Genomic DNA, 18,118 nt, shown 5'->3' with positions numbered 1-18,118 from the left:
TCCCGGTCGAGTGGTCGAGCGGCCGGGTCAGGACCCTCCCGGCGAGGCGACCAGTCGGATGCCGTCCGCGCCGGGGGCGCGGCGGACCAGGGTGACCCGGAGGTCCGATCCGTCGACCTCGCAGCGCATCCAGGTGTGGTCGGGCTGCCGGCGGCGGTCCGTCGGTGAGCCGGGGTTGAGCAGGCGCATCCCGTTCGGCGCGGTGGAGTCCCACGGGATGTGCGAGTGCCCGAACACCAGCACGTCGACGTCCGGGTGGTCCGTCTGGGCTCGACGCTCGCGACCGGTCGCCGCCCCGGTCTCGTGCACGACCGCGAACCGCAACGACTCGACGCGACGGGCGGCGACCAGGGGCAGGCGCTCCTCGAAGCCGAGGTCGTTGTTGCCACGGACCGCCAGCAGCTCGCGGGCTCGGGTCTCGAGCAGGTCGACGGTCGCCAGGTCCACCCAGTCACCGGCGTGCACGACCAGGTCGGCGGCGTCGATGTCCGCCCAGAGCTCGGGCGGGAGGTCCTTCGCCCGCTTGGGCAGGTGGGTGTCGGACAGCAGGACGAGCGAGGTGCTCACGGCGTCGCCGTCACTCGTCGGGTGCGCGGGCCGGCATCGGCAGAGCGACCTCGTCCGCGGCGCCGAGTCGTTCGAGCATGCCCGCGAGCAGGGCAACGTCGTCGTCGGACCAGTCGGCCAGGCGTTCGACCAGGGCGTCCCGGTGCAGTTGCACGGACCGGGCGAGCGCGAGGCGGCCGGCGTCGGTCGCCTCGAGCGGCTTGGCGTTGCCGGAACCGCCGTCGACCGTGCGGACGAGGCCCGCGACGAGCAGACCCGACAGCTGCCGGGAGATCGTCGACCGGTTCAGGCGCAGGTAGCGGGCGATGTCGATCGCCATGCACCCCGGGTGCTGCACGACGAAGTCGACGAGCGACTGGTCCACGATGCTGAGCACGTCGTCGGTGCCGCGCGCACGGACGCTCGCGCGGCGGGTGATGCGGGAGAGCTCGGTGTACGCCCGTCCGATGTCCGCTTCGCGGATCCCGGGGCCCCTCGGGTCGGCCATGGTGTTCCAGTCTGTCGTCCGGCGTCGGCCGGAGGTCGGTCGCCCCTGGTCAGGGCGCGGTGCTGCGCGACGGTCCCCGCATCGCTGACGCGGGTCCCTCCGCCGACGGTGTCGACCAACGATAACCGGGGGTCCACCGAAGAGGGGACATGTGACCGTCGTCGCACCACCTGCCCATGGTCGGGGCTCAGGCCGGAGCGCCCGCGGCCCGGAGTGCGGCGATGTCGAGCTTGACCATGCCCCGCATCGCCTCGTACACCCGGCCGGCAGCCGTGTGGTCGCCGCCGGCCGCCATCAACTCGCCCATCATGGACGGGGTGACCTGCCACGACAAGCCCCAGCGGTCGACCAACCAGCCGCATGCGACCGGGTGCCCGCCCTCGGCGATCAGGGCGTCCCAGATGCGGTCGAGCTCCTCCTGCGTGTCCACGTCGACCTGCAGCGAGAGCGCGTCGGTGAACGGGTGCCCGGGGCCGCCGTTCATCGCCCGGTACGGCTGCCCCATCAGGGTGAACTCGACCACGAGCACGGACCCGTCCGGCGCGCGCCCGATCCCGTCGATGCGCGAGTCGGGGAACAGCTCCGTGTAGTACTCGGTGGCGTGCTGGGCCTGGTCGTCGAACCAGAGGAAGGGGACGATGCGGGGCATGGCGGGTCTCTCGGTGGGGTCAGTCCGCGACGCCGCGGCTGAGGAGGTCGTTCTTGTCGGGGTGCTCGTCGAACCACTGGCTGACGAACCAGCACATCGGGACGATGCGCTTCGTCGACGTCGTCTCGACGTCGGACACGGCGTGCTCCACGAGCTCACCCGCGTACCCGTGACCGCGGTGCGCGGGCACCGTGTACGTGTGCGGGAAGGCGATCGCGTCACCGTTGACGCGGTAGTCCAGCACGCTCACGAGGGTCCCGTCGACGTACATGGCGTACCGGTCTCGGTCGGCCTCGTTCCGGAACTCGTGTGTCATGCCGCCATCCTGCACCGCCGCTCAGGGTCCGGTGTCACCGCACTCCGGGGAACGCCGGACACGCGCGGCGGAGCACACCGACGGAATGACCACCGGGTCACCGTGTTGCACGGAGCATGACCACCATCGGAATCATCGGAGCAGGCAACATCGGATCCCAGCTCGCACGCCTGGCCGTGCAGCACGGCCACCAGGTCGTGATCGCGAACTCGCGCGGGCCGGAGACCCTGACCGACCTCGTCAGCGAGCTCGGCGAGCACGCCACCGCCGGCACCCGCGAGGACGCCGCCACCCGGGGCGAGGTCGTCGTCGTCACCGTGCCGCTCGGCGCGATCGAGACGATCCCCGTCGCGCCGCTCGTCGGCAAGGTCGTCATCGACACGGACAACTACTACCCGCAGCGCGACGGCCAGATCGCGGCACTCGACGAGGAGACCACCACCACGGCCGAGATGCTGCAGGACCACCTCGTCGGTGCGCGCGTCGTCAAGGCCTTCAACCACATCGGCGCGGACCACCTCACCGAGCACGCCACCCCCGCCGGCACACCGGACCGTCGCGCCCTCGTCATCGCTGGTGACGACGACGCCGCCAAGCACACGGTCGCCGACCTGATCGACGAGTTCGGCTTCGACACCGTCGACGCCGGCCCGCTCGCCGAGGGATGGCGCATCCAGCGCGACACCCCGGGCTACGGCCCGCGCATGAACGCCGACGAGCTCCGCGAGGCACTCGCGAGCGCGAAGCGCTACCGCGACATGTGACGTCGACGCACCGCGCGCTCGACCCCCTCTGACTGGGGCTCTCGGCCGCTGTTCCTCCCGAGTAGAACAGACGATGGATCAATCCAGGGAGAGGAACAGCGGCCGTGGCGTCTCATCGCATGCCCGAGTCCGAGCGACCCCGCCGGGCGGTACCCGCATGGGTCACCGCTCCGCCGGAGGACGCCCGTCCTGCGGAAGCCGCGCCGGCCCCGGCGAGCGCTGGCGCGGTCCCCGGGATCGGCACGGTCCCCGCCGGCACATTCCCCGCCGCCAGCGCAGTCCCCGCCGGCACATTCCCCGCCGCCAGCGCAGTCCCCGCCGGCACAGTCCCCGCCGTCGACCTGGAGGCGCACCACACCACCGCCCCGCCGGTCCTGGACCCGAACGCGGTCGCCCCCGACTACCCGCCGGCGCAGGAGCTGTTGCCGCCGGCCCCGACGTCCCCGAACGTCGACACGATCCCCTTCGCTCCACTCTCCGGCGCACCCGTTCTCGGCGCGTCCGCGGTCGGCGTCGGCGGCAGTGGTGTGACCGTCACCACCGCCGCCGCGGGCAGCCCGGCCGTCGGCCGCCACGGTGCCGGCCAGCGCGCCTCCTCCGGACGCCGCGACGCCGCTGCGGCCGCGGGGATGGCGTTGCCCGTGCCTCCCGTCGCCGGGACCCACGCCGGCGGGAGCCGGCCCGCCGGTGCTCCCCCCGTCGCCCCGGAGGTCCAGCACCCGCCGCTCGGTCCCGTCGTCGCCGACCCACCCCGTGATCCCGCCAACTGGTACACGCCGCAGGTGGGCACGCTCGCCGCCCCCGAGGCGCTCTCGCCGTCCGCTGGGGTCGACCTCGCCACGCTCGGTGCGCCGGGCCCGCACGCCGACACCACTGCCTGGTCCGCGTCGGCGCCGACCACGCCGCCAGCGCCGACGGTCCCCGTCGTGCCCGCAGCGGGCCAACCGCGGTTCTCGGTGCCCGGCCTCGAGCACGTCGTCGTCGAGGGCGGAGAACCCGAGCCCGTCGGCCCGATCGGGTACCGCACCCCCGCACGCTTCGCACGACAGCAGGCCCGGGTCGTCCCGCCCGCCGCGACGGCTCCCCCGACGTTCGACGCCCTCATCGGCGCTCCGGCACCGACCACGGCCGTCCTCGGCGGCCCGTCTGCGGTCGTCGGTGCGGCGGCCGTCCCGCCGCTCGGCCCGGTCCTGCCGTCGGTCACCCCGACCGAGGCCCAGGCCGCGGTCAGCAGCGCTGAGGACCCCGCTCCCGACGACACCGCTCCGCCCGTCGAGCCGACTCCGGCCCGGGAACACCGGAACGCTCGCGGGCGCGGCACCACCGGTCGCCGGCCCTTCCACCCCCGCCGGACCGTCGAGGAGCCGCCGAAACGTCGCTCGACCGCGGTCCCGCTCCCCGCGCCCGCCGAGGTCGGGACCGTCGCGACGGCCACGCCGGAGGGTGCGGCGAGCCTCCCGTCCGTCGCCCAGCCGGCCATGGCACGTGCCGGACTGTCTCTCGGACCGACCGCGGGTGCCGTCCTCGGCGCCGTGGCCGGCCTCGGGACGATCGGGCTCGCGGCGTGGTGGTTTACCGCTCCGGCGACCGTGCACGCCGTCGGTCTGGTCCTCGGCCTGCTCGCGGTCCTGGTCTCCGTCGTGACGATGCGGAACCCGCTGACCACGTGGCAGCGGCCGGTCGCCCTGCTGGGCGCGGTGCTCGGCACGGTCGGCACCCTCGTGCTGCTGTGGGCTGTGGCCTCGGCGCTCGGCGCACCGCTACCGGACATCACCGGCACCGGGACCGTCCCGGCGATCGCGCCCTGACCTCGGCCGTTCGTCAGACAGCGCGGACGACCCCGCGCGAGAGGATCGCGTTGGTCAGGGCCTCGATCGGCTCGCGCTGGACGGTCGGGTTGGCGATGAGGACGTAGTCGACCGCCGGCAGGTCGGGCAACGACAGCCGCTGCGACACCTTCACCAGGTCGGCGGGGATCAACGAGTGCGGGAACACCGCGACGCCGATCCCGGCACGGACGGCTGCCAGGACCCCGTTCACGTCGCGGGTGTTGCAGGTGATCCGCCAGGTGCGGCCCGCCGCCTCGAGCGCGTCGATCGCCATCTGCCGACTGATGCTCGGCGCCTGGTAGGCGATCAGCGGGACCGGGTCGTCGGTTTCGAGTGAAATGCCGTCCTGCGCCATCCAGACCATCTGGTCCGAGGCGACGCGGGTGCCCTCAGCGGACTCCCCCGCGGTCCGCTTGATGAACACGAGGTCGAGCTGGCCGGCGTGCACCCGCCGGAGCAGCGGTGCCGACTGGTTCACCGTCAGCTCGAGGTCCACCTGGGGATGCAGCTTCCGGAAGTCGCGGAGGATGCGCGGCAGCTGCGTGATCGCCAGGTCGTCGGCCGCACCGAAACGGAGGCGGCCACGGGCGGCGACGCCGGAGAAGTAGGCGTCGGCGGTGGCGTGCGCCGCGAGGATCGTGCGGGCGAACCCGGCCATCGCGTCCCCGTTGTCGGTCAGGCGGACGCCGCGGGTGTCCCGGGCGACGAGCGTCCGCCCCACGGTGGACTCGAGTCGGCGCACGTGCTGGGACACCGTCGGCTGGCTCACGCCGAGCTGCACGCCGGCCTGCGTGAAGCTGCCGGTCTCGGCGACGGCCAGGAAGGTCTGGAGCAGGACAGGGTCGAGCACAGGAGGCTCCTCATTCGACATCGCAATGGAGTGATGCCGATCATAGGAGGATCGAATGGAACGCCATCGATTAGTTTCGTCTGGGTACCGTTCCCACCCTCGACAGCCGGAGTCCCCCGCACCGTGCGATCGTCATCGACGACCATCCACCCACCCACCGAGCCGCTCCCGATCAGCACCGTCCGCCCACCGTGGCGCCGGTCCTTCATCGCCCTGTCCGTTCCGAACTTCCGGCTGTTCACCGCCACGAACCTCGTCGCGATGACCGCCGGGTGGATGCAGCGCATCGCCCAGGACTGGCTCGTGCTGCAGCTCACCGGGTCGGTCGCGCAGGTGGGCATCACGGTCGCGTGCCAGTTCGCGCCGATGCTGCTGTTCGGGCTCCTCGGCGGGGTGTTCGTCGACCGCTACTCGAAGCGCGCGCTGATGATGATCACGCAGGGCGCGTTCGCGGTGCTGTCCCTGCTGCTCGCGGTCCTGACCCTGGCCGGGGTGGTGCAGGCGTGGCACATCTGGGTGATCGCGTTCCTGGTCGGCATGGTCACGGTCATCGACAACCCGGCGCGCCAGGTGTTCGTCACCGAGATCGTCGGACACCAGCACCTGCGGAACGCCATCAGCGTCAACTCGTCGGTGTTCCAGCTCGGCGGCATGATCGGCCCGGCGCTGTCCGGGATCCTGCTCGTCGCCGTGGGAGCCGGGTGGTCGTTCGGCATCAACGCGGTGGCATGCGTCGCGGTGGTCGTGACGCTCGGGTTCCTCCGCGTGTCCGAACTGCACCGCACCCCGTCGGCTCCGCGGTCGAAGGGGCAGCTCGTCGAGGGGCTCCGCTACGCCGCCGCGAAGCCGACGATCATCGTGCCGGTGATCCTGGTGGCCTTCTTCTCGGTGTTCGCGTTGACGATGCCGGTGCTGCTCTCCGCCTTCGCGTCGAAGGTCTACGACGTCGGCGCCGGCGGCTACGGCCTGTTCAACTCCGCCGTCGCGGTCGGTGCGCTGACCGGCGCCGTCCTCTCCACCCGGCGCGCCGTGGTGCGGCTCCGCACGATCGTCGGCGGGGTGTTCTGGACCGGGGTGCTGCTCGTCGTCGCCGGGTCGACGCCGACCATCGCACCGTTCACCGTGCTGCTCGTCGTCGTCGGCCTGTCGCAGCTGCTCTTCCAGACGGCGTCGAACTCGCTGGTCCAGCTGTCCTCGAACGTCGCGATCCGCGGGCGCGTGATGTCGCTCTACGTCCTCGTGCTGCTCGGCGGCCAGGCGATCGGCGGCCCGCTGATGGGCCAGGTCGTCGACCACTTCGGCGCACACGTCGGGATGATGGTCGCCGGCGGCGTGCCGGCCGCGGCGGCGGCCGTCATCGCACTCGTCCTGGCGCGGCGTGGCGGGCTGCACCTCGAGGTGCGGATGCGCCACCACCTGCCGCTGCCGGCCATCGTCGGGAACCGGTGACGCGCCTCCCGTCCGTCGGGTCGTCAACGCCGAACACCGGTGTTCGTCCGTCGCATCGCGCTTCCGCGCGGCGTGACCGACGAACACCGGTGTTCCGCAGAGCCCGCGGGGCCGCCAGAGCCGGTCGGCTCAGTAGGCGACGCCGAACCGCGCCTGGTGGTGCTTCGGCTGCTCGATCTCGTCGACGACCGCGATCGCGTAGTCGGCGCCGGAGATGTCCGAGTTGCCCTCGGCGTCGGTGAGGAGCACGTCGTCCGACGTGCGGTACGCGCCCCGACGCTCGCCGGGGTTGTGGCCGCCGAAGGCCGCGGCGGGGCTGACGTAGAACCAGTCGACCGAGGTGTCGCCGGCGCGCAGGGCCTCGAGGATCTGGCCGTGGCTCTTCGCCTCGCCCGTGAACGCGTCCGGGAAGTCCGGGGTGTCGTACAGGGCCGGGCCGCCCTCGGCGACGAGCATCGAGCCAGCACCGCCGACGATGCCGAGTCGTGCGCCAGCGGCCTCTGCGGCGTCGACGAAGTGCTGGAACTCGTCCTTGAGCTCGCTGCCGTCGGACTGGACCGCGTGCAGGGAGACGATGAGGACGTCCGCGCCCTTCGTCACGTCGGACACGAAGGCGGCGTCGAACGCGTCACCCTGGGCGAGGGTGAGGTGCTCGGCGGCATCGAGCTTGGAGGTGTCGCGCGCGACGGCGACGACCTCGTGGCCGCGGGAGAGGGCTTCGCGGACGATGGCGGAGCCGGCGTAGCCGGTGCCTCCGAAGACGACGATGGTGGACATACGAGCTCCTTCGTGGTGATGGTGCCGACGCGGTGACGCGCCGTGCCACTCACTGTACGGGTGTTACTCTCTTTCAGTAAGTAGGCACCTCGCGGTGCGTGCCCTGCCCGGGCGCGTCGTGCACCGTGCCCCACGGAAGGTCACCATGAGTGCGCTCGAGTACAGCCCCTACGCGGCGGACTGCCCCTCTCGACAGCTGCTGGACCGGATCGGGGACCGGTGGAGCGTCCTGACGATCGGCGCCCTGGCCGACGGCCCGCGTCGGTACTCCGCCATCGCCACCCGGGTGCAGGGCGTCTCGCAGAAGATGCTCACGCAGACCCTCCGCGCCCTCGAACGGGACGGCCTGGTGACCCGGACGGTGTTCCCCGAGATCCCGCCGCACGTGGAGTACGAACTGACCGACACCGGGCGTTCCCTCCGCACGGTGCTCGTGCCGCTCGAACAGTGGGCGATCGACCACATGGACGGCGTCACCGAAGCGCGCTCGGGGTACGACGCGCGGGCCTGACCACCTCGCTCCTGGAATCGCGTCGGCCCGCCGGTGGTTGCGTGGAGGCATGCGATCGATCGTCTACTCCCAGCCCGGCACGTCCTCCGTCCTCTCCCTCGCCGACCGACCGGTCCCCGAGCCCGGCGACGGTGAGGTCCGCGTCCGCGTGGTCGTCTCCGGGGTGAACCCCACCGACTGGAAGGCGCGGCAGGGCGGCACCTACGGCGACGGCCTGCCGTTCCCCGAGATCACCCCGAACCAGGACGGCGCGGGCATCGTCGACGCGGTCGGAACCGGCGTCGAAGGAGTCTCCGTCGGCGACCGCGTCTGGGTGTTCCTGGCCGCCGCCTCCCGTCCCACCGGGACGGCACAGGAGTACACGGTGCTGCCCGCCACACGCGTCGCACCGCTGCCCGACGGCGTCTCGTTCGACGTCGGCGCCTCACTCGGCATCCCGGCGATGACGGCACACCGAGCGCTCACCCTGCACGAGGACGGCCCCTCCCGACTGTCACCAGGCGCGCTCTCCGGCCGGACCGTGCTCGTCGCCGGGGGTGCGGGAGCCGTCGGCCACGCCGCCATCCAGCTCGCACGGTGGGCCGGGGCGACCGTCATCGCCACGGTCAGCTCCGACGCCAAGGCCGGCCTCGCCACGGCGGCCGGCGCGCACCACACCGTGAACTACCGGGAGGACGGGGCCGCCGACCGCATCCGTTCGATCGCCCCGGACGGCGTCGACATCGTCGTCGAGGTGGCCATCCCGGCGAACGCCGAACTCGACGCGGCCGTCCTGGCGAACCACGGGCTCGTCGCGATGTACGCCGACAACGGCGGCGACGCAGCGTCGATCCAGGTCCGGCCGAACATGGGCATCAACGCCCGCTACCAGTTCCTGCTGGTCTACACGATCGGCGAGGCTGCCCTGGCTGCCGGGGCCGAGGACGTCACCGCGGCACTCCGCGACGGGGTCCTGCCGGTGGGTGAGGACGTGGGGCTGCCGCTCGTGCGCTTCCCGCTCGAGGAGACTGCGGCGGCGCACGACGCGGTGCAGGGCGACACGGTGGGCAAGGTGCTGGTCGACGTGCAGGCGGAGTAGCGCGGCGCCGCGCTGCCACTGCGCGGTCGCACCTCGGCACCTGGTGCGCTTCGGCGCCGCACGACGGAGACCGGTTCGAACCACGGACGTGCGTGGTTCGGACCGGTTTGGGTTGTGCCCATCCGGTTCGCGCCCGGTGCGGGCGAGGTCAGTCCCGCCAGCGCCCGCTGGTCGCCCGCGCCAGTCGCGCACGCGCCGCGGCCGTCGCCCGCTGCAGGTTCGCCGCGACGACGCGCGGGTCGTCGTAGTCCTGGTCGTCGCTGCCGGCCGACTGCGGGGGCGCCACCCGCGCGCGGCCGAACCGGGCCGCGCCGGACGGACTGAACGTCGTCATGGCGTCAGGGTACGTCGAGGGCCCGACAGCGGCTCGGCTCCCGCCTCGGGCACCGGCGGGAAGGCCAGGACACAGGCCGTCGCCACGTACTCCGCGATCACGGCGACGTTCCGCACGTCGAGGTCGGTGAACGCACCCGGCGCGGGGCTGTCGACCGTGAGCATGCCGAACGAGTAGTCCTCGGACCGGACGACGACCGCCACGTAGGACCGCCAGCGGGGTGCGAACTCGGGGTCGTCGTCCTCGGCGTCGACGTCGGACTCCCGGTCCGGGACGACCCGCGGCGGACCACCCTGCAGCACCCACTCCAGGTTCCGGTCGCCGTAGGGGGTGCCGGCGCGGAAGGTACCCGCGGTGTCGCCCGCTCCGCCGTGCCCGATCGGTTCGAGGGCGTCGAGCGCCGTCGACAGCAGGTACACGTTCGCCCGGACGTCGGGCACGTGCGGCAGCAGGTAGAACGCCAATGCGGCCGCGGCCCGGTCGGCGAACCCGCCGAGTTCGATGCGCCGGGTCACCGGGTCGTGCGTCGCGAACCGGGTCAACCGGGTCGCGATTTGCCCGAACCCGTACTGCACCGCCACCTCGTACGCTGCGAGCGCCGCAGCACCCGTGTCCTCCGCCGAGGCCCGTGCACGCGCGCCGCGACGCGCCCGGAGCACCTGCCAGACGACGACGGCGACGAACACCGCCAGCGCCGACACGACGAGCCACACCCGCTCGACCGGGACGCCGACGAGGTTGGGCACCTGGAACACCGCCGTCGGCAACGCCGCCGCCACGATCGGCAGCACCACGTCACCGGCGCGCCCGCGCCGTCCGTTCCCCTGTCCCGCACGAGCACGGTAGGGCCGACCACCGACGGACGGGAGGCGCGGGGCGGGGGCGATCCGTGCCTCCCGTCCGGGTCGTGGTCGGGTCCGCCGAGCGGACGTGGTGCGCGTTCATCGCCGGACTTGGTATGCAGGACGCATGACCGATGTTGCACAGCCCACGCCCACGCCCGGAACACGCGCCATCGTCCTCGGAGGCGGTGGGGTCGCCGGCATCGCCTGGGAGCTCGGCGTCCTGTCCGCGCTGGAGGACGCCGGGGTCGATCTCGGCGCCGCGGACCTGGTGGTCGGGACGAGTGCGGGGAGTGTCGTGGGGACGTTCCTCCGCGCCGGCGCGGTGCAGACGGCCTACGAGCAGCAGTCGAGCCCCCTGCCGACGACGTACGAGGAGCCGGCGGCCGTGGACGTGACCGCCGTCGAGCAGCGGTTCGCCGCCGCGATGCAGGGCGCCACATCCGAGCAGGACGCCCGTGCGCGGGTCGGTGCTGCGGCGCAGGAGGTCACCACCGGCCAGAGCGACGACGAGCGCGTGGCCACCTTCCGGCAGACGCTGCCCGGTGCCGAGTGGCCGGAGAAGCCCTACGCGGTGACCACGGTCGACGCGGTGGACGGGTCCTTCCGGGTGTTCCGCGCCGAGGACGGCGTGCCGCTGGAGCGTGCCGTCGCCGCGAGCTGCTCGGTGCCGATCGTCTGGTCACCCGTGCGCATCGACGGGCACCCGTACGTCGACGGTGGGGTGCGGTCGGCGACGAACGCCGACGTGGCCGCCGGGTACGAGCGGGTCCTGGTGATCGCGTGCAGCCCGGAGGGGCCGTCGCCGCTCGGACCGTGGCTCGACCGGTCCGTCGCAGCCCTCCGCGACGCCGGGTCGCAGGTGGAGGTCCTGGTCGCCGACGAGGCGTCGCAGCGGGCCTTCGGGACCAACTCGTTGGCGCTGTCGACGCAGCGACCCTCCGCGGAGGCCGGGCGGGCCCAGGCGGAGCAGGTGGCGGAGCGGGTCGCGTCGTTCTGGGCGTGAGGCGGTGACGGGTCAGACGAACGCGGCCTGGCCCGTCACGGCACGACCGACGATGAGCGTGTTGACCTCCCGCGTGCCCTCGTACGAGTAGATCGCTTCGGCGTCGGCGAAGAACCGGGCGACGCCCTTCTCGAGGACGATGCCGTTGCCGCCCTGCACTTCACGGCACCAACCGACCGTCTCGCGCATCCGAGCGGTCGCGAACGCCTTCGCCATCGCCGAGTGTTCGTCGCCGCCCAGGCCCTGGTCCTGCAGGGCCGACGCCTGCGCGCAGAGGGCGATCGACGCGGTGATGTTGGCGAGGGACTTCACGAGCAGGTCCTGGATGAGCTGGTGCGAGGCGATCGGCTTGCCGAACTGCACACGCTCGCGGGCGTAGCGCAGCGCCGCCTCGTAGGCACCGACGGAGATGCCGACGGCCTGCCATGCCACCTCGGTGCGGGTCAGGCGGAGCACCGCAGCGGTGGACCGGAACGAGTCGGCGTGCTGCAGCCGGCGGGCTTCGGGAACGCGGACGTCCTCGAGTGTGATGTCGGCGTTCTGCACCGAGCGGAGGGCGATCTTGTCCTCGATCTTCGTCGCGGTGAACCCCGGGGTGTCCGAGGTCACGAGGAAGCCCTTCACCTGACCGTCGGCGACGTCCTTCGCCCAGATCACGACGACGTCGGCGAACGTGGCGTTGCCGATCCACCGCTTCGCGCCGTTGAGCACCCAGGTGTCGCCCTCGCGACGAGCCGTGGTCCGCAGGCCGCGGGCGGAGTCGCTGCCGGAGAGTGGCTCCGTCAGGCCGAAGGCACCGACGATCTCGCCCGACGCCATCCGGGGCAGCCATTCGCGCTGCTGCTCGTCACTGCCCGCAACCGCGATGGAGTTCATGGCCAGGCCGGACTGCACCCCGATGAAGGTCGCGATGCCGGCGTCGACGCGGCCGAGTTCGAGTGCGGCCCAGCCGCGGTACACGGCGGAGTTCTCGAACTGGCGGACCAGCGGGACGCCGGGGCCGTACATGCCGAGTTCGGCGAGCGGTGCGATGACCTGGTTCGGGAACTCGGCGCGGGCCCAGTAGTCGTCGGCGATGGGTGCGACGTCGCGCTCGAGGTACTCGCGGAGCTTCCCGAGGGAGGCGCGTTCCTGGTCGGTCAACTGCTCCTGGAACCGGTAGAAGTCGGATTCCAGCAGGGGCGTCTGCGCAGCCGTCGTTGACATGACCCCAACGATGCATCATTCTCGAAAACGTTGCAAGACGGGTACGACGACTCGGGGAGAACCGTGAGCAGGCAAGCACTCGGGGCGCTCGGCTCGGCCCTCGTCCCGAGTGCCCTCGCCGCCCGACTGGAGGCCCACCCCGACTCCCAGCGCGCGTTCCGTGCCGCGCGCCACAGCTTCATCGACGGCGCGCGCATCGACATGGGGGCGCTCGCGTCGTCGCTCGGGGTCGACCGCACCTCGCTGTTCCGCTGGGTCGGGAACCGCGACCAGCTGCTCTCCGAGATCCTCTGGTCGCTCGCCGTCCCGACGCTCGACGCCGCCGGTCGTGCCGCAGCCGGGTCGGGAGCAGCACGGATCGTCGACGTCCTCGGCCGGTTCACCGCGGACCTGATCCGGGCGCCGTACTTCCGGGCGTTCCTGACCCGGGAGCCCGCTCGTGCACTGCGACTGCTCACGACGACGGACAGTGACGTCCAGCGGCGGTTCGTGGCCGTCGTCGCCTCCCTGATCGCCACCGAGCAGCACGCCGGCGCGTTCGACCCGGCACCGCTCTCCCCCGAGGAACTCGGACGGCTGCTCGTGCGTGTCTCGGAGTCGTTCACGTACGCGGACCTGATCTCCGGCGAGACGCCGGACCCCGAGCGGGCACGCACGACGTTCGAGTACATCCTGCGTCCCACCCGGTGATCGGACGAAGCGACCGGACAGCCGGCTGCCCGCTACCGGAAGCCGTTCTCCTCGAAGAGGTACCGCGGCAAGCCGTGTCCGGTGCAGCGGTCACGACGGCGGACGCCCCGGAGGACCTCACGTACGTGCTCGCCACACCCGGTCCAGGTGGACTTCCCGCACACCGGGCACTGCGCTGACTCACACATGCACCCCTTGTAGCGACACCGACCCCGGAGCGCTCCAAGGCCGGCGTCGATCGGCTACCCGCGCTGCCGTCAGCGACAGCAGTCGTCAGATGAGGTCGTCGGACAGGTGGTTCGGCGTGCCGAACCGATGCGCCGTGATGGACACCGCCTGCTCGCGGAGGAACGGCAGCATCTCGATCCGACCGGCCTCGGTGACCGGCTCGGCGTACACCGCGATGTCCGGTCGTCCGTTCGTCCCGACCGCCAGGGCAGCAGCGTCCCCGCCGACGAGGCGCACCCGGGTGGAGGGACCAGCGGCGATGCGGGCGGCGAAGGTGTCGTCGGACTCCCCCTGCCGGAGCGTGCCGACGATCGACAGTCCGCGGAGCGCCGAGGCGACCGACGCGGGCAGGTCGTCGGCGACCGAGACGTCGACCCCGGTACCGGCCCGCAGTGCCGCGGCCACGACCCGCACGAGGCCGTCGACATCGGCGTCGGAGCCCTCTGCAGGAGAAGCAAGGCGCACCTGCACCCCCGGGTACGGCAGGTAGCGGAAGACGTTCCGCTCGGCGGTCAGCGCCGAGACGTCCGCGGCGACACCGAACTCCGAGGTCCAGGCGGACTCGTCCGACGTGACCGCGCGGCCGAGGGACTCCGAGTCGACCCTGGTCGCGCGGACGAACGCCGACACGGGCGACGACGGCGTGGACCCGGTGGTGGCGACTGACGACGACCAGGAGCCGAGGCCAACGAGGTAGTTGACGCCGCCGGCCTTCGTGCCCGCGCCGACCGCCGACTTCTTCCACCCGCCGAACGGCTGGCGGCGGACGATGGCGCCGGTGATGCTCCGGTTGACGTAGAGGTTGCCCGCCTGGATGCGACGGAGCCACGTGCCGATCTCGCCCGGGTCGAGCGAGTGCAGGCCGGAGGTCAGGCCGTAGTCGACCTCGTTGACGATGTCGATCGCCTCGTCGAGGGTCTCGGCGGTCATGACCCCGAGGATCGGGCCGAAGTACTCGGTGCGGTGGTAGTCCGAGCCCCGCCGGACGCCCTGGCGGACACCCGGGCTCCAGAGCTTGCCAGAGTCATCGAGCTGCTTCGGCTCGACCGCCCACGACTCCCCCGCGCCGAGCGTCGTGAGACCGTCGAGCAGCTTGCCGGACGCGGGTTCGATGATCGGCCCCATCTGCGTCGTCGGGTCGCTCGGGTACCCGACGGTCAGCGACGACACCGCGTCGAGCAGCTGGTTGCGGAAGCGCTTGGACTTGGCGACCGACCCGACCATGACGACGAGCGACGCGGCCGAGCACTTCTGACCCGCGTGTCCGAAGGCCGAGGCGACGACGTCCTTGACGGCCAGGTCGAGGTCCGCCGAGGGCGTGACGATGACGGCGTTCTTCCCCGAGGTCTCGGCGAGCAGCGGCAGGTCCTGACGGAACGACCGGAACAGCTCGGCGGTCTCGTACGCACCCGTCAGGATCACCCGGTCGACGAGCGGCGACGCGATGAGGTCCTTCCCGAGCGAGGACTCTTCGACGTCGAGGAACGCCAGCACGTCGGCGGGGGCGCCGTGCGCGTCGAGGGCGGTCTCGATCACCGACGCCAGCACGGCACCGCTGCGGGCGGCCGGCGGTGCCGGCTTCAGGACGACCGCAGACCCGGCTGCCAGCGCAGCCAGCGTCGACCCGGCCGGGATCGCCACGGGGAAGTTCCACGGCGGGGTGACGAGCGTCAGCGCAGACGGGGTGAACGACGCGCCGTCGACGGAGTCGAGGGACGCCGCGAGTTCGCCGTAGAAGTGCGCGAAGTCGATCGCCTCGGACACCTCCGGGTCGGCCTGGTCGATGGTCTTGCCGGTCTCCGACGCCATCACCTCGATGAGGGCGGCGCGGTTCGCCTCCAGGGCGTCACCGACGGCGTGCAGGACGGCACCGCGGGCTGCGCCGGACCAGGTGCCCCAGGTGGTGCCGGCGGCACGGACGCGCCGCAGGGCGGACTCGAGGGTCGTGGCGGAGGTGATCCGGGCCTCCCGGACGGCCGAGACCCCGAGCGTCGACGAGGCGATGCGGGCGGTGATGCCGGCGCCCCACTCGCGGACCGATCCGACGGACGGGTCACTGTCGGGCGTGTTCTCGAAGTGGCCGGGCGCCGGGCGGTCGACGGCGGCGTACCGGTCGGCGACGCGGTGCGGTGCCGGGGCGTCGAGTCCGCCGGGCAGGGCGAGCGGTGCCAGCGAGTCGCGGAAGCGGGCTTCCTCGCGGGCGAAGAGCGTCGGGGAGGACGCGAGCGAGAACACCGCGGACATGAAGTTGTCCTGCGACGCGCCCTCTTCGAGCCGGCGGATCAGGTAGGCGATCGCGACGTCGAACTCCCCCGGGTGCACGACCGGCGTGTAGAGCAGGAGCGAGCCGACGGTCTTCTTCACCGCGGCGGCCTGCCCCTGGGCCATGCCGAGCAGCATCTCGAACTCGATGCCGTCGCGAACGCCACGCTCGCCGGCCAGGAGCCAGGCGTGCGCGACGTCGAACAGGTTGTGCCCGGCGACGCCGACCCGGACGTTCGCGATCCGCTCCGGCGTCAGCGCCCAGTCGAGGACGCGCTTGTAGTTCGTGTCCGAGTCCTGCTTGGTGTGCCAGGTGGCGAGCGGCCAGCCGTGCACGGACGCCTCGACCTGCTCCATCGGCAGGTTCGCGCCCTTGACGAGCCGGACCTTGATGTCGGCACCGCCGCGTGCCCGGCGGGCGGCCGACCACTCCTGCAGGTGCTCCATCGCGGCGAGCGCGTCGGGCAGGTAGGCCTGCAGCACGATCCCCGCTTCGAGGTCGGCGAACTGCGGCTCGTCGAGGAGCTTCGTGAAGACCGCGATGGTGAGGTCGAGGTCCTTGTACTCCTCCATGTCGAGGTTGATGAACTTCTTCGGCGATGCCGCTGCGGCCCGCTCGAACAGCGGGCGGAGCTGCTCGACGATGTCGTCGACGGCGTGGTCGAACGCCCACGGCGAGTGCGGGTGGACCGTCGAGGAGACCTTGATCGAGACGTAGTCGACGTCGTCACGGCTGAGGAGCGCGTGGGTGCCGGCGAGACGCCTGGCGGCTTCGCGTTCGCCGAGCACGGCTTCGCCGAGCAGGTTCACGTTGAGGCGGACGCCGTCCTGCTTGATCCCCGCGATCGCGGGGCCGAGCTTCGCGTCGGTCGCGTCGACGATGAGGTGGCCGACCATGTTCCGCAGCACCCGTCGGGCGATCGGCACGACGACGGTCGGGAGGCTCGGTGCCAGTCCGCCACCGAGGCGCACCAGTCCGCGGAGCGCGGCGGGCAGGAACCCGGGTGCGTCCGGCGCGATGGCGCGGAGCTTGCGGGCCGCGACGGCGAGGTCCTCGGGGCGGACGACGCCGTCCACGAACCCGACGGCGAAGGCGAGGCCCTTCGGGTCGGCGAGGACGCCGGCGAGCTGCTTCGCGGAGCCGTCGACGGGGTACGTCTCGGCCTCGGCGAGCCACTGTCGGACGAGCGCGACGGACGCGTCGGCGAGGTCGTCGTGGACGGTCGGGGCGGCAGCGTCGGAGCGCGGCTGGACGTCGGTCATGGGGACAGTGTGACGGGCGCTCTTTCGGTAGCGGAAGCAACCGTTCCTGATGCATTCCGTTCAGCTCAGCTACGCTTTCGACATGCTCGACGTCCGCCGCCTGGTGCTCCTCCGTGAGCTGTCGATCCGGGGCACGGTCGCAGCCGTCGCCGAGGCGATGAACTTCACCCCGTCGGCGGTGTCGCAGCAGCTCGCCGTGCTCGAGCGCGAGGCCGGCGTCCAGCTGCTCCGCCGTGCCGGGAGACGCCTGCAACTCACGCCGCAGGCCGAGGTGCTGGTCGCGGCAGCGGGCGAGGTGCTCGACACCCTGGAGCGTGCGCAGGCCTCGGTCGAGTCGACGTTGACGAGCGTGCAGGGGCGCATCCGGGTCGCGGTGTTCCAGTCGGCCGCGCTCGCGCTGATGCCGTCCGCGCTCCGCACGATGGCGCTCGAGCACCCCGACGTCCGGGTCGAGATGGTGCAGCGCGAACCGGAGACGGCGCTCAACGAGACCTGGGCCCGGGACTTCGACATGGTGATCGCCGAGCAGTACCCGGCGCACGCGGCACCGCGGTTCCCCGGCCTCGACCGGCGCGACCTGACGACGGACCCGGTGCGGTTGGCGCTGCCGCCGGTGGCGACGGCGCTCTGGCCGGTGGCCTCGCTCGAGGAGGCCGCGACGCTGCCGTGGGTGATGGAACCACGTGGTGCAGCCTCCCGGCACTTCGCCGAACAGACCTGCCGACGTGCCGGCTTCGAGCCCGACGTCCGGTACGAGACCGCCGACCTGCAGGCGCAGATCCGGCTCATCGAGTCCGGCAACGCGGTGGCCCTGATGCCGGACCTGGTCTGGGCCGGCCGGTCGACGAGCTGCCGACTGCTCGAGCTGCCGGAACCGGGACGCCGGACGCTCTTCACGGCGCAGCGCATCGCGAGCGCCGAGTCCCCGGCGGTGTCGGCGTTCCGGACAGCGCTCGAACGGGCGGCCGGCGCTCCCCGATCCTGAGCGCACCATGTCGGGAAATCCCCGA

Annotated in this window: 18 protein-coding genes; 8 read left to right on the top strand and 10 right to left on the bottom strand. The window is 72.4% G+C overall.

Annotation, left to right across the window (positions count from 1 at the left end; genetic code table 11):
• Window positions 1-27: 27 nt before the first annotated feature.
• The 4 genes from DEJ31_RS09255 to DEJ31_RS09240 all read right to left on the bottom strand — a co-directional run bounded on the left by DEJ31_RS09255 (window position 28) and on the right by DEJ31_RS09240 (window position 2,019).
• Entirely contained in the window at window positions 28-567 is a 540-nt protein-coding gene (locus tag DEJ31_RS09255; protein ID WP_110903066.1) for a metallophosphoesterase, read from the bottom strand.
• Between the two features lie 10 nt (window positions 568-577).
• Window positions 578-1,054, bottom strand: a complete 477-nt coding sequence (locus DEJ31_RS09250; RefSeq protein ID WP_110903065.1) for a MarR family winged helix-turn-helix transcriptional regulator — start codon at window positions 1,052-1,054, stop codon at window positions 578-580.
• A 187-nt stretch (window positions 1,055-1,241) separates the two neighbouring features.
• Entirely contained in the window at window positions 1,242-1,703 is a 462-nt protein-coding gene (locus DEJ31_RS09245; RefSeq protein ID WP_110903064.1) for a VOC family protein, read from the bottom strand.
• A gap of 19 nt (window positions 1,704-1,722) precedes the next feature.
• A complete protein-coding gene (locus DEJ31_RS09240) occupies window positions 1,723-2,019 on the bottom strand; it encodes a GNAT family N-acetyltransferase (protein WP_110903063.1) in 297 nt (98 codons plus the stop codon).
• Between the two features lie 116 nt (window positions 2,020-2,135).
• Between DEJ31_RS09240 and DEJ31_RS09235 the strand changes: the two genes are divergently transcribed.
• Window positions 2,136-2,783, top strand: coding sequence for an NADPH-dependent F420 reductase (locus tag DEJ31_RS09235; RefSeq protein WP_110903062.1), 648 nt, complete (start codon window positions 2,136-2,138; stop codon window positions 2,781-2,783).
• A 104-nt stretch (window positions 2,784-2,887) separates the two neighbouring features.
• Complete coding sequence (locus DEJ31_RS09230; RefSeq protein WP_146243132.1) at window positions 2,888-4,591, top strand: hypothetical protein; 1,704 nt, start codon at window positions 2,888-2,890, stop codon at window positions 4,589-4,591.
• Window positions 4,592-4,604: 13 nt separating this feature from the next.
• On the opposite strand, the gene DEJ31_RS09225 is transcribed toward DEJ31_RS09230, so the two are convergent.
• Window positions 4,605-5,462 carry a LysR substrate-binding domain-containing protein gene (locus DEJ31_RS09225; RefSeq protein WP_110903060.1) on the bottom strand — a complete coding sequence of 286 codons (858 nt, stop codon included), beginning with the start codon at window positions 5,460-5,462 and terminating at the stop codon, window positions 4,605-4,607.
• A 123-nt stretch (window positions 5,463-5,585) separates the two neighbouring features.
• On the opposite strand from DEJ31_RS09225, the gene DEJ31_RS09220 reads away from it, so the two are divergent.
• Window positions 5,586-6,911: an MFS transporter gene (locus DEJ31_RS09220; protein ID WP_111044886.1), complete on the top strand. Its 1,326-nt coding sequence runs from the start codon at window positions 5,586-5,588 to the stop codon at window positions 6,909-6,911.
• A gap of 129 nt (window positions 6,912-7,040) precedes the next feature.
• Here DEJ31_RS09220 and DEJ31_RS09215 read toward each other — a convergent pair whose 3' ends face one another.
• Complete coding sequence (locus DEJ31_RS09215; protein WP_111044887.1) at window positions 7,041-7,688, bottom strand: NAD(P)-dependent oxidoreductase; 648 nt, start codon at window positions 7,686-7,688, stop codon at window positions 7,041-7,043.
• A gap of 145 nt (window positions 7,689-7,833) precedes the next feature.
• Here DEJ31_RS09215 and DEJ31_RS09210 point away from each other — a divergent pair, with 145 nt between their 5' ends.
• Window positions 7,834-8,199: a helix-turn-helix domain-containing protein gene (locus DEJ31_RS09210; protein WP_110903057.1), complete on the top strand. Its 366-nt coding sequence runs from the start codon at window positions 7,834-7,836 to the stop codon at window positions 8,197-8,199.
• A gap of 49 nt (window positions 8,200-8,248) precedes the next feature.
• On the top strand, window positions 8,249-9,277 hold the full coding sequence (locus DEJ31_RS09205; RefSeq protein ID WP_111044888.1) for an NADPH:quinone reductase: 1,029 nt from the start codon (window positions 8,249-8,251) through the stop codon (window positions 9,275-9,277).
• 148 nt (window positions 9,278-9,425) lie between these two features.
• Here the strand turns inward: DEJ31_RS09205 and DEJ31_RS09200 are convergent, their stop codons facing one another.
• Together DEJ31_RS09200 and DEJ31_RS09195 are read right to left on the bottom strand one after the other, a co-directional pair.
• Window positions 9,426-9,611 carry a hypothetical protein gene (locus DEJ31_RS09200; RefSeq protein ID WP_111044889.1) on the bottom strand — a complete coding sequence of 62 codons (186 nt, stop codon included), beginning with the start codon at window positions 9,609-9,611 and terminating at the stop codon, window positions 9,426-9,428.
• Window positions 9,608-10,402 (bottom strand): GAF domain-containing protein, encoded by a 795-nt coding sequence (locus tag DEJ31_RS09195; protein ID WP_146240684.1) that lies wholly within the window; start codon window positions 10,400-10,402, stop codon window positions 9,608-9,610. The genes DEJ31_RS09200 and DEJ31_RS09195 overlap by 4 nt, the downstream gene beginning before the upstream one ends.
• 178 nt (window positions 10,403-10,580) lie before the next feature.
• Here DEJ31_RS09195 and DEJ31_RS09190 point away from each other — a divergent pair, with 178 nt between their 5' ends.
• On the top strand, window positions 10,581-11,459 hold the full coding sequence (locus DEJ31_RS09190; protein WP_111044891.1) for a patatin-like phospholipase family protein: 879 nt from the start codon (window positions 10,581-10,583) through the stop codon (window positions 11,457-11,459).
• Window positions 11,460-11,471: 12 nt separating this feature from the next.
• Here the strand turns inward: DEJ31_RS09190 and DEJ31_RS09185 are convergent, their stop codons facing one another.
• A complete protein-coding gene (locus tag DEJ31_RS09185; RefSeq protein ID WP_111044892.1) occupies window positions 11,472-12,665 on the bottom strand; it encodes an acyl-CoA dehydrogenase family protein in 1,194 nt (397 codons plus the stop codon).
• Window positions 12,666-12,728: 63 nt separating this feature from the next.
• Here DEJ31_RS09185 and DEJ31_RS09180 point away from each other — a divergent pair, with 63 nt between their 5' ends.
• On the top strand, window positions 12,729-13,355 hold the full coding sequence (locus DEJ31_RS09180) for a QsdR family transcriptional regulator (protein ID WP_181427434.1): 627 nt from the start codon (window positions 12,729-12,731) through the stop codon (window positions 13,353-13,355).
• A gap of 273 nt (window positions 13,356-13,628) precedes the next feature.
• Here DEJ31_RS09180 and DEJ31_RS09175 read toward each other — a convergent pair whose 3' ends face one another.
• A complete protein-coding gene (locus tag DEJ31_RS09175; protein WP_111121727.1) occupies window positions 13,629-17,108 on the bottom strand; it encodes a proline dehydrogenase family protein in 3,480 nt (1,159 codons plus the stop codon).
• Between the two features lie 82 nt (window positions 17,109-17,190).
• On the opposite strand from DEJ31_RS09175, the gene DEJ31_RS09170 reads away from it, so the two are divergent.
• Window positions 17,191-18,093 carry a LysR substrate-binding domain-containing protein gene (locus DEJ31_RS09170; protein WP_110903049.1) on the top strand — a complete coding sequence of 301 codons (903 nt, stop codon included), beginning with the start codon at window positions 17,191-17,193 and terminating at the stop codon, window positions 18,091-18,093.
• Window positions 18,094-18,118 lie beyond the last annotated feature (25 nt).

The sequence above is a fragment of the Curtobacterium sp. MCPF17_031 genome (assembly GCF_003234035.1).
Lineage (GTDB): Bacteria > Actinomycetota > Actinomycetes > Actinomycetales > Microbacteriaceae > Curtobacterium.
This window is presented reverse-complemented; position numbering and strand designations above follow the sequence as displayed.

Excerpts from the sequence above, each read along its gene's own strand:
- DEJ31_RS09250 (WP_110903065.1), bottom strand. The coding sequence starts at position 1,054 with ATGGCCGACCCGAGGGGCCCCGGGATCCGCGAAGCGGACATCGGACGG.
- DEJ31_RS09245 (WP_110903064.1), bottom strand. The coding sequence starts at position 1,703 with ATGCCCCGCATCGTCCCCTTCCTCTGGTTCGACGACCAGGCCCAGCAC.
- DEJ31_RS09240 (WP_110903063.1), bottom strand. The coding sequence starts at position 2,019 with ATGACACACGAGTTCCGGAACGAGGCCGACCGAGACCGGTACGCCATG.
- DEJ31_RS09235 (WP_110903062.1), top strand. The coding sequence starts at position 2,136 with ATGACCACCATCGGAATCATCGGAGCAGGCAACATCGGATCCCAGCTC.
- DEJ31_RS09215 (WP_111044887.1), bottom strand. The coding sequence starts at position 7,688 with ATGTCCACCATCGTCGTCTTCGGAGGCACCGGCTACGCCGGCTCCGCC.
- DEJ31_RS09210 (WP_110903057.1), top strand. The coding sequence starts at position 7,834 with ATGAGTGCGCTCGAGTACAGCCCCTACGCGGCGGACTGCCCCTCTCGA.
- DEJ31_RS09205 (WP_111044888.1), top strand. The coding sequence starts at position 8,249 with ATGCGATCGATCGTCTACTCCCAGCCCGGCACGTCCTCCGTCCTCTCC.
- DEJ31_RS09200 (WP_111044889.1), bottom strand. The coding sequence starts at position 9,611 with ATGACGACGTTCAGTCCGTCCGGCGCGGCCCGGTTCGGCCGCGCGCGG.
- DEJ31_RS09190 (WP_111044891.1), top strand. The coding sequence starts at position 10,581 with ATGACCGATGTTGCACAGCCCACGCCCACGCCCGGAACACGCGCCATC.
- DEJ31_RS09185 (WP_111044892.1), bottom strand. The coding sequence starts at position 12,665 with ATGTCAACGACGGCTGCGCAGACGCCCCTGCTGGAATCCGACTTCTAC.
- DEJ31_RS09175 (WP_111121727.1), bottom strand. The coding sequence starts at position 17,108 with ATGACCGACGTCCAGCCGCGCTCCGACGCTGCCGCCCCGACCGTCCAC.
- DEJ31_RS09170 (WP_110903049.1), top strand. The coding sequence starts at position 17,191 with ATGCTCGACGTCCGCCGCCTGGTGCTCCTCCGTGAGCTGTCGATCCGG.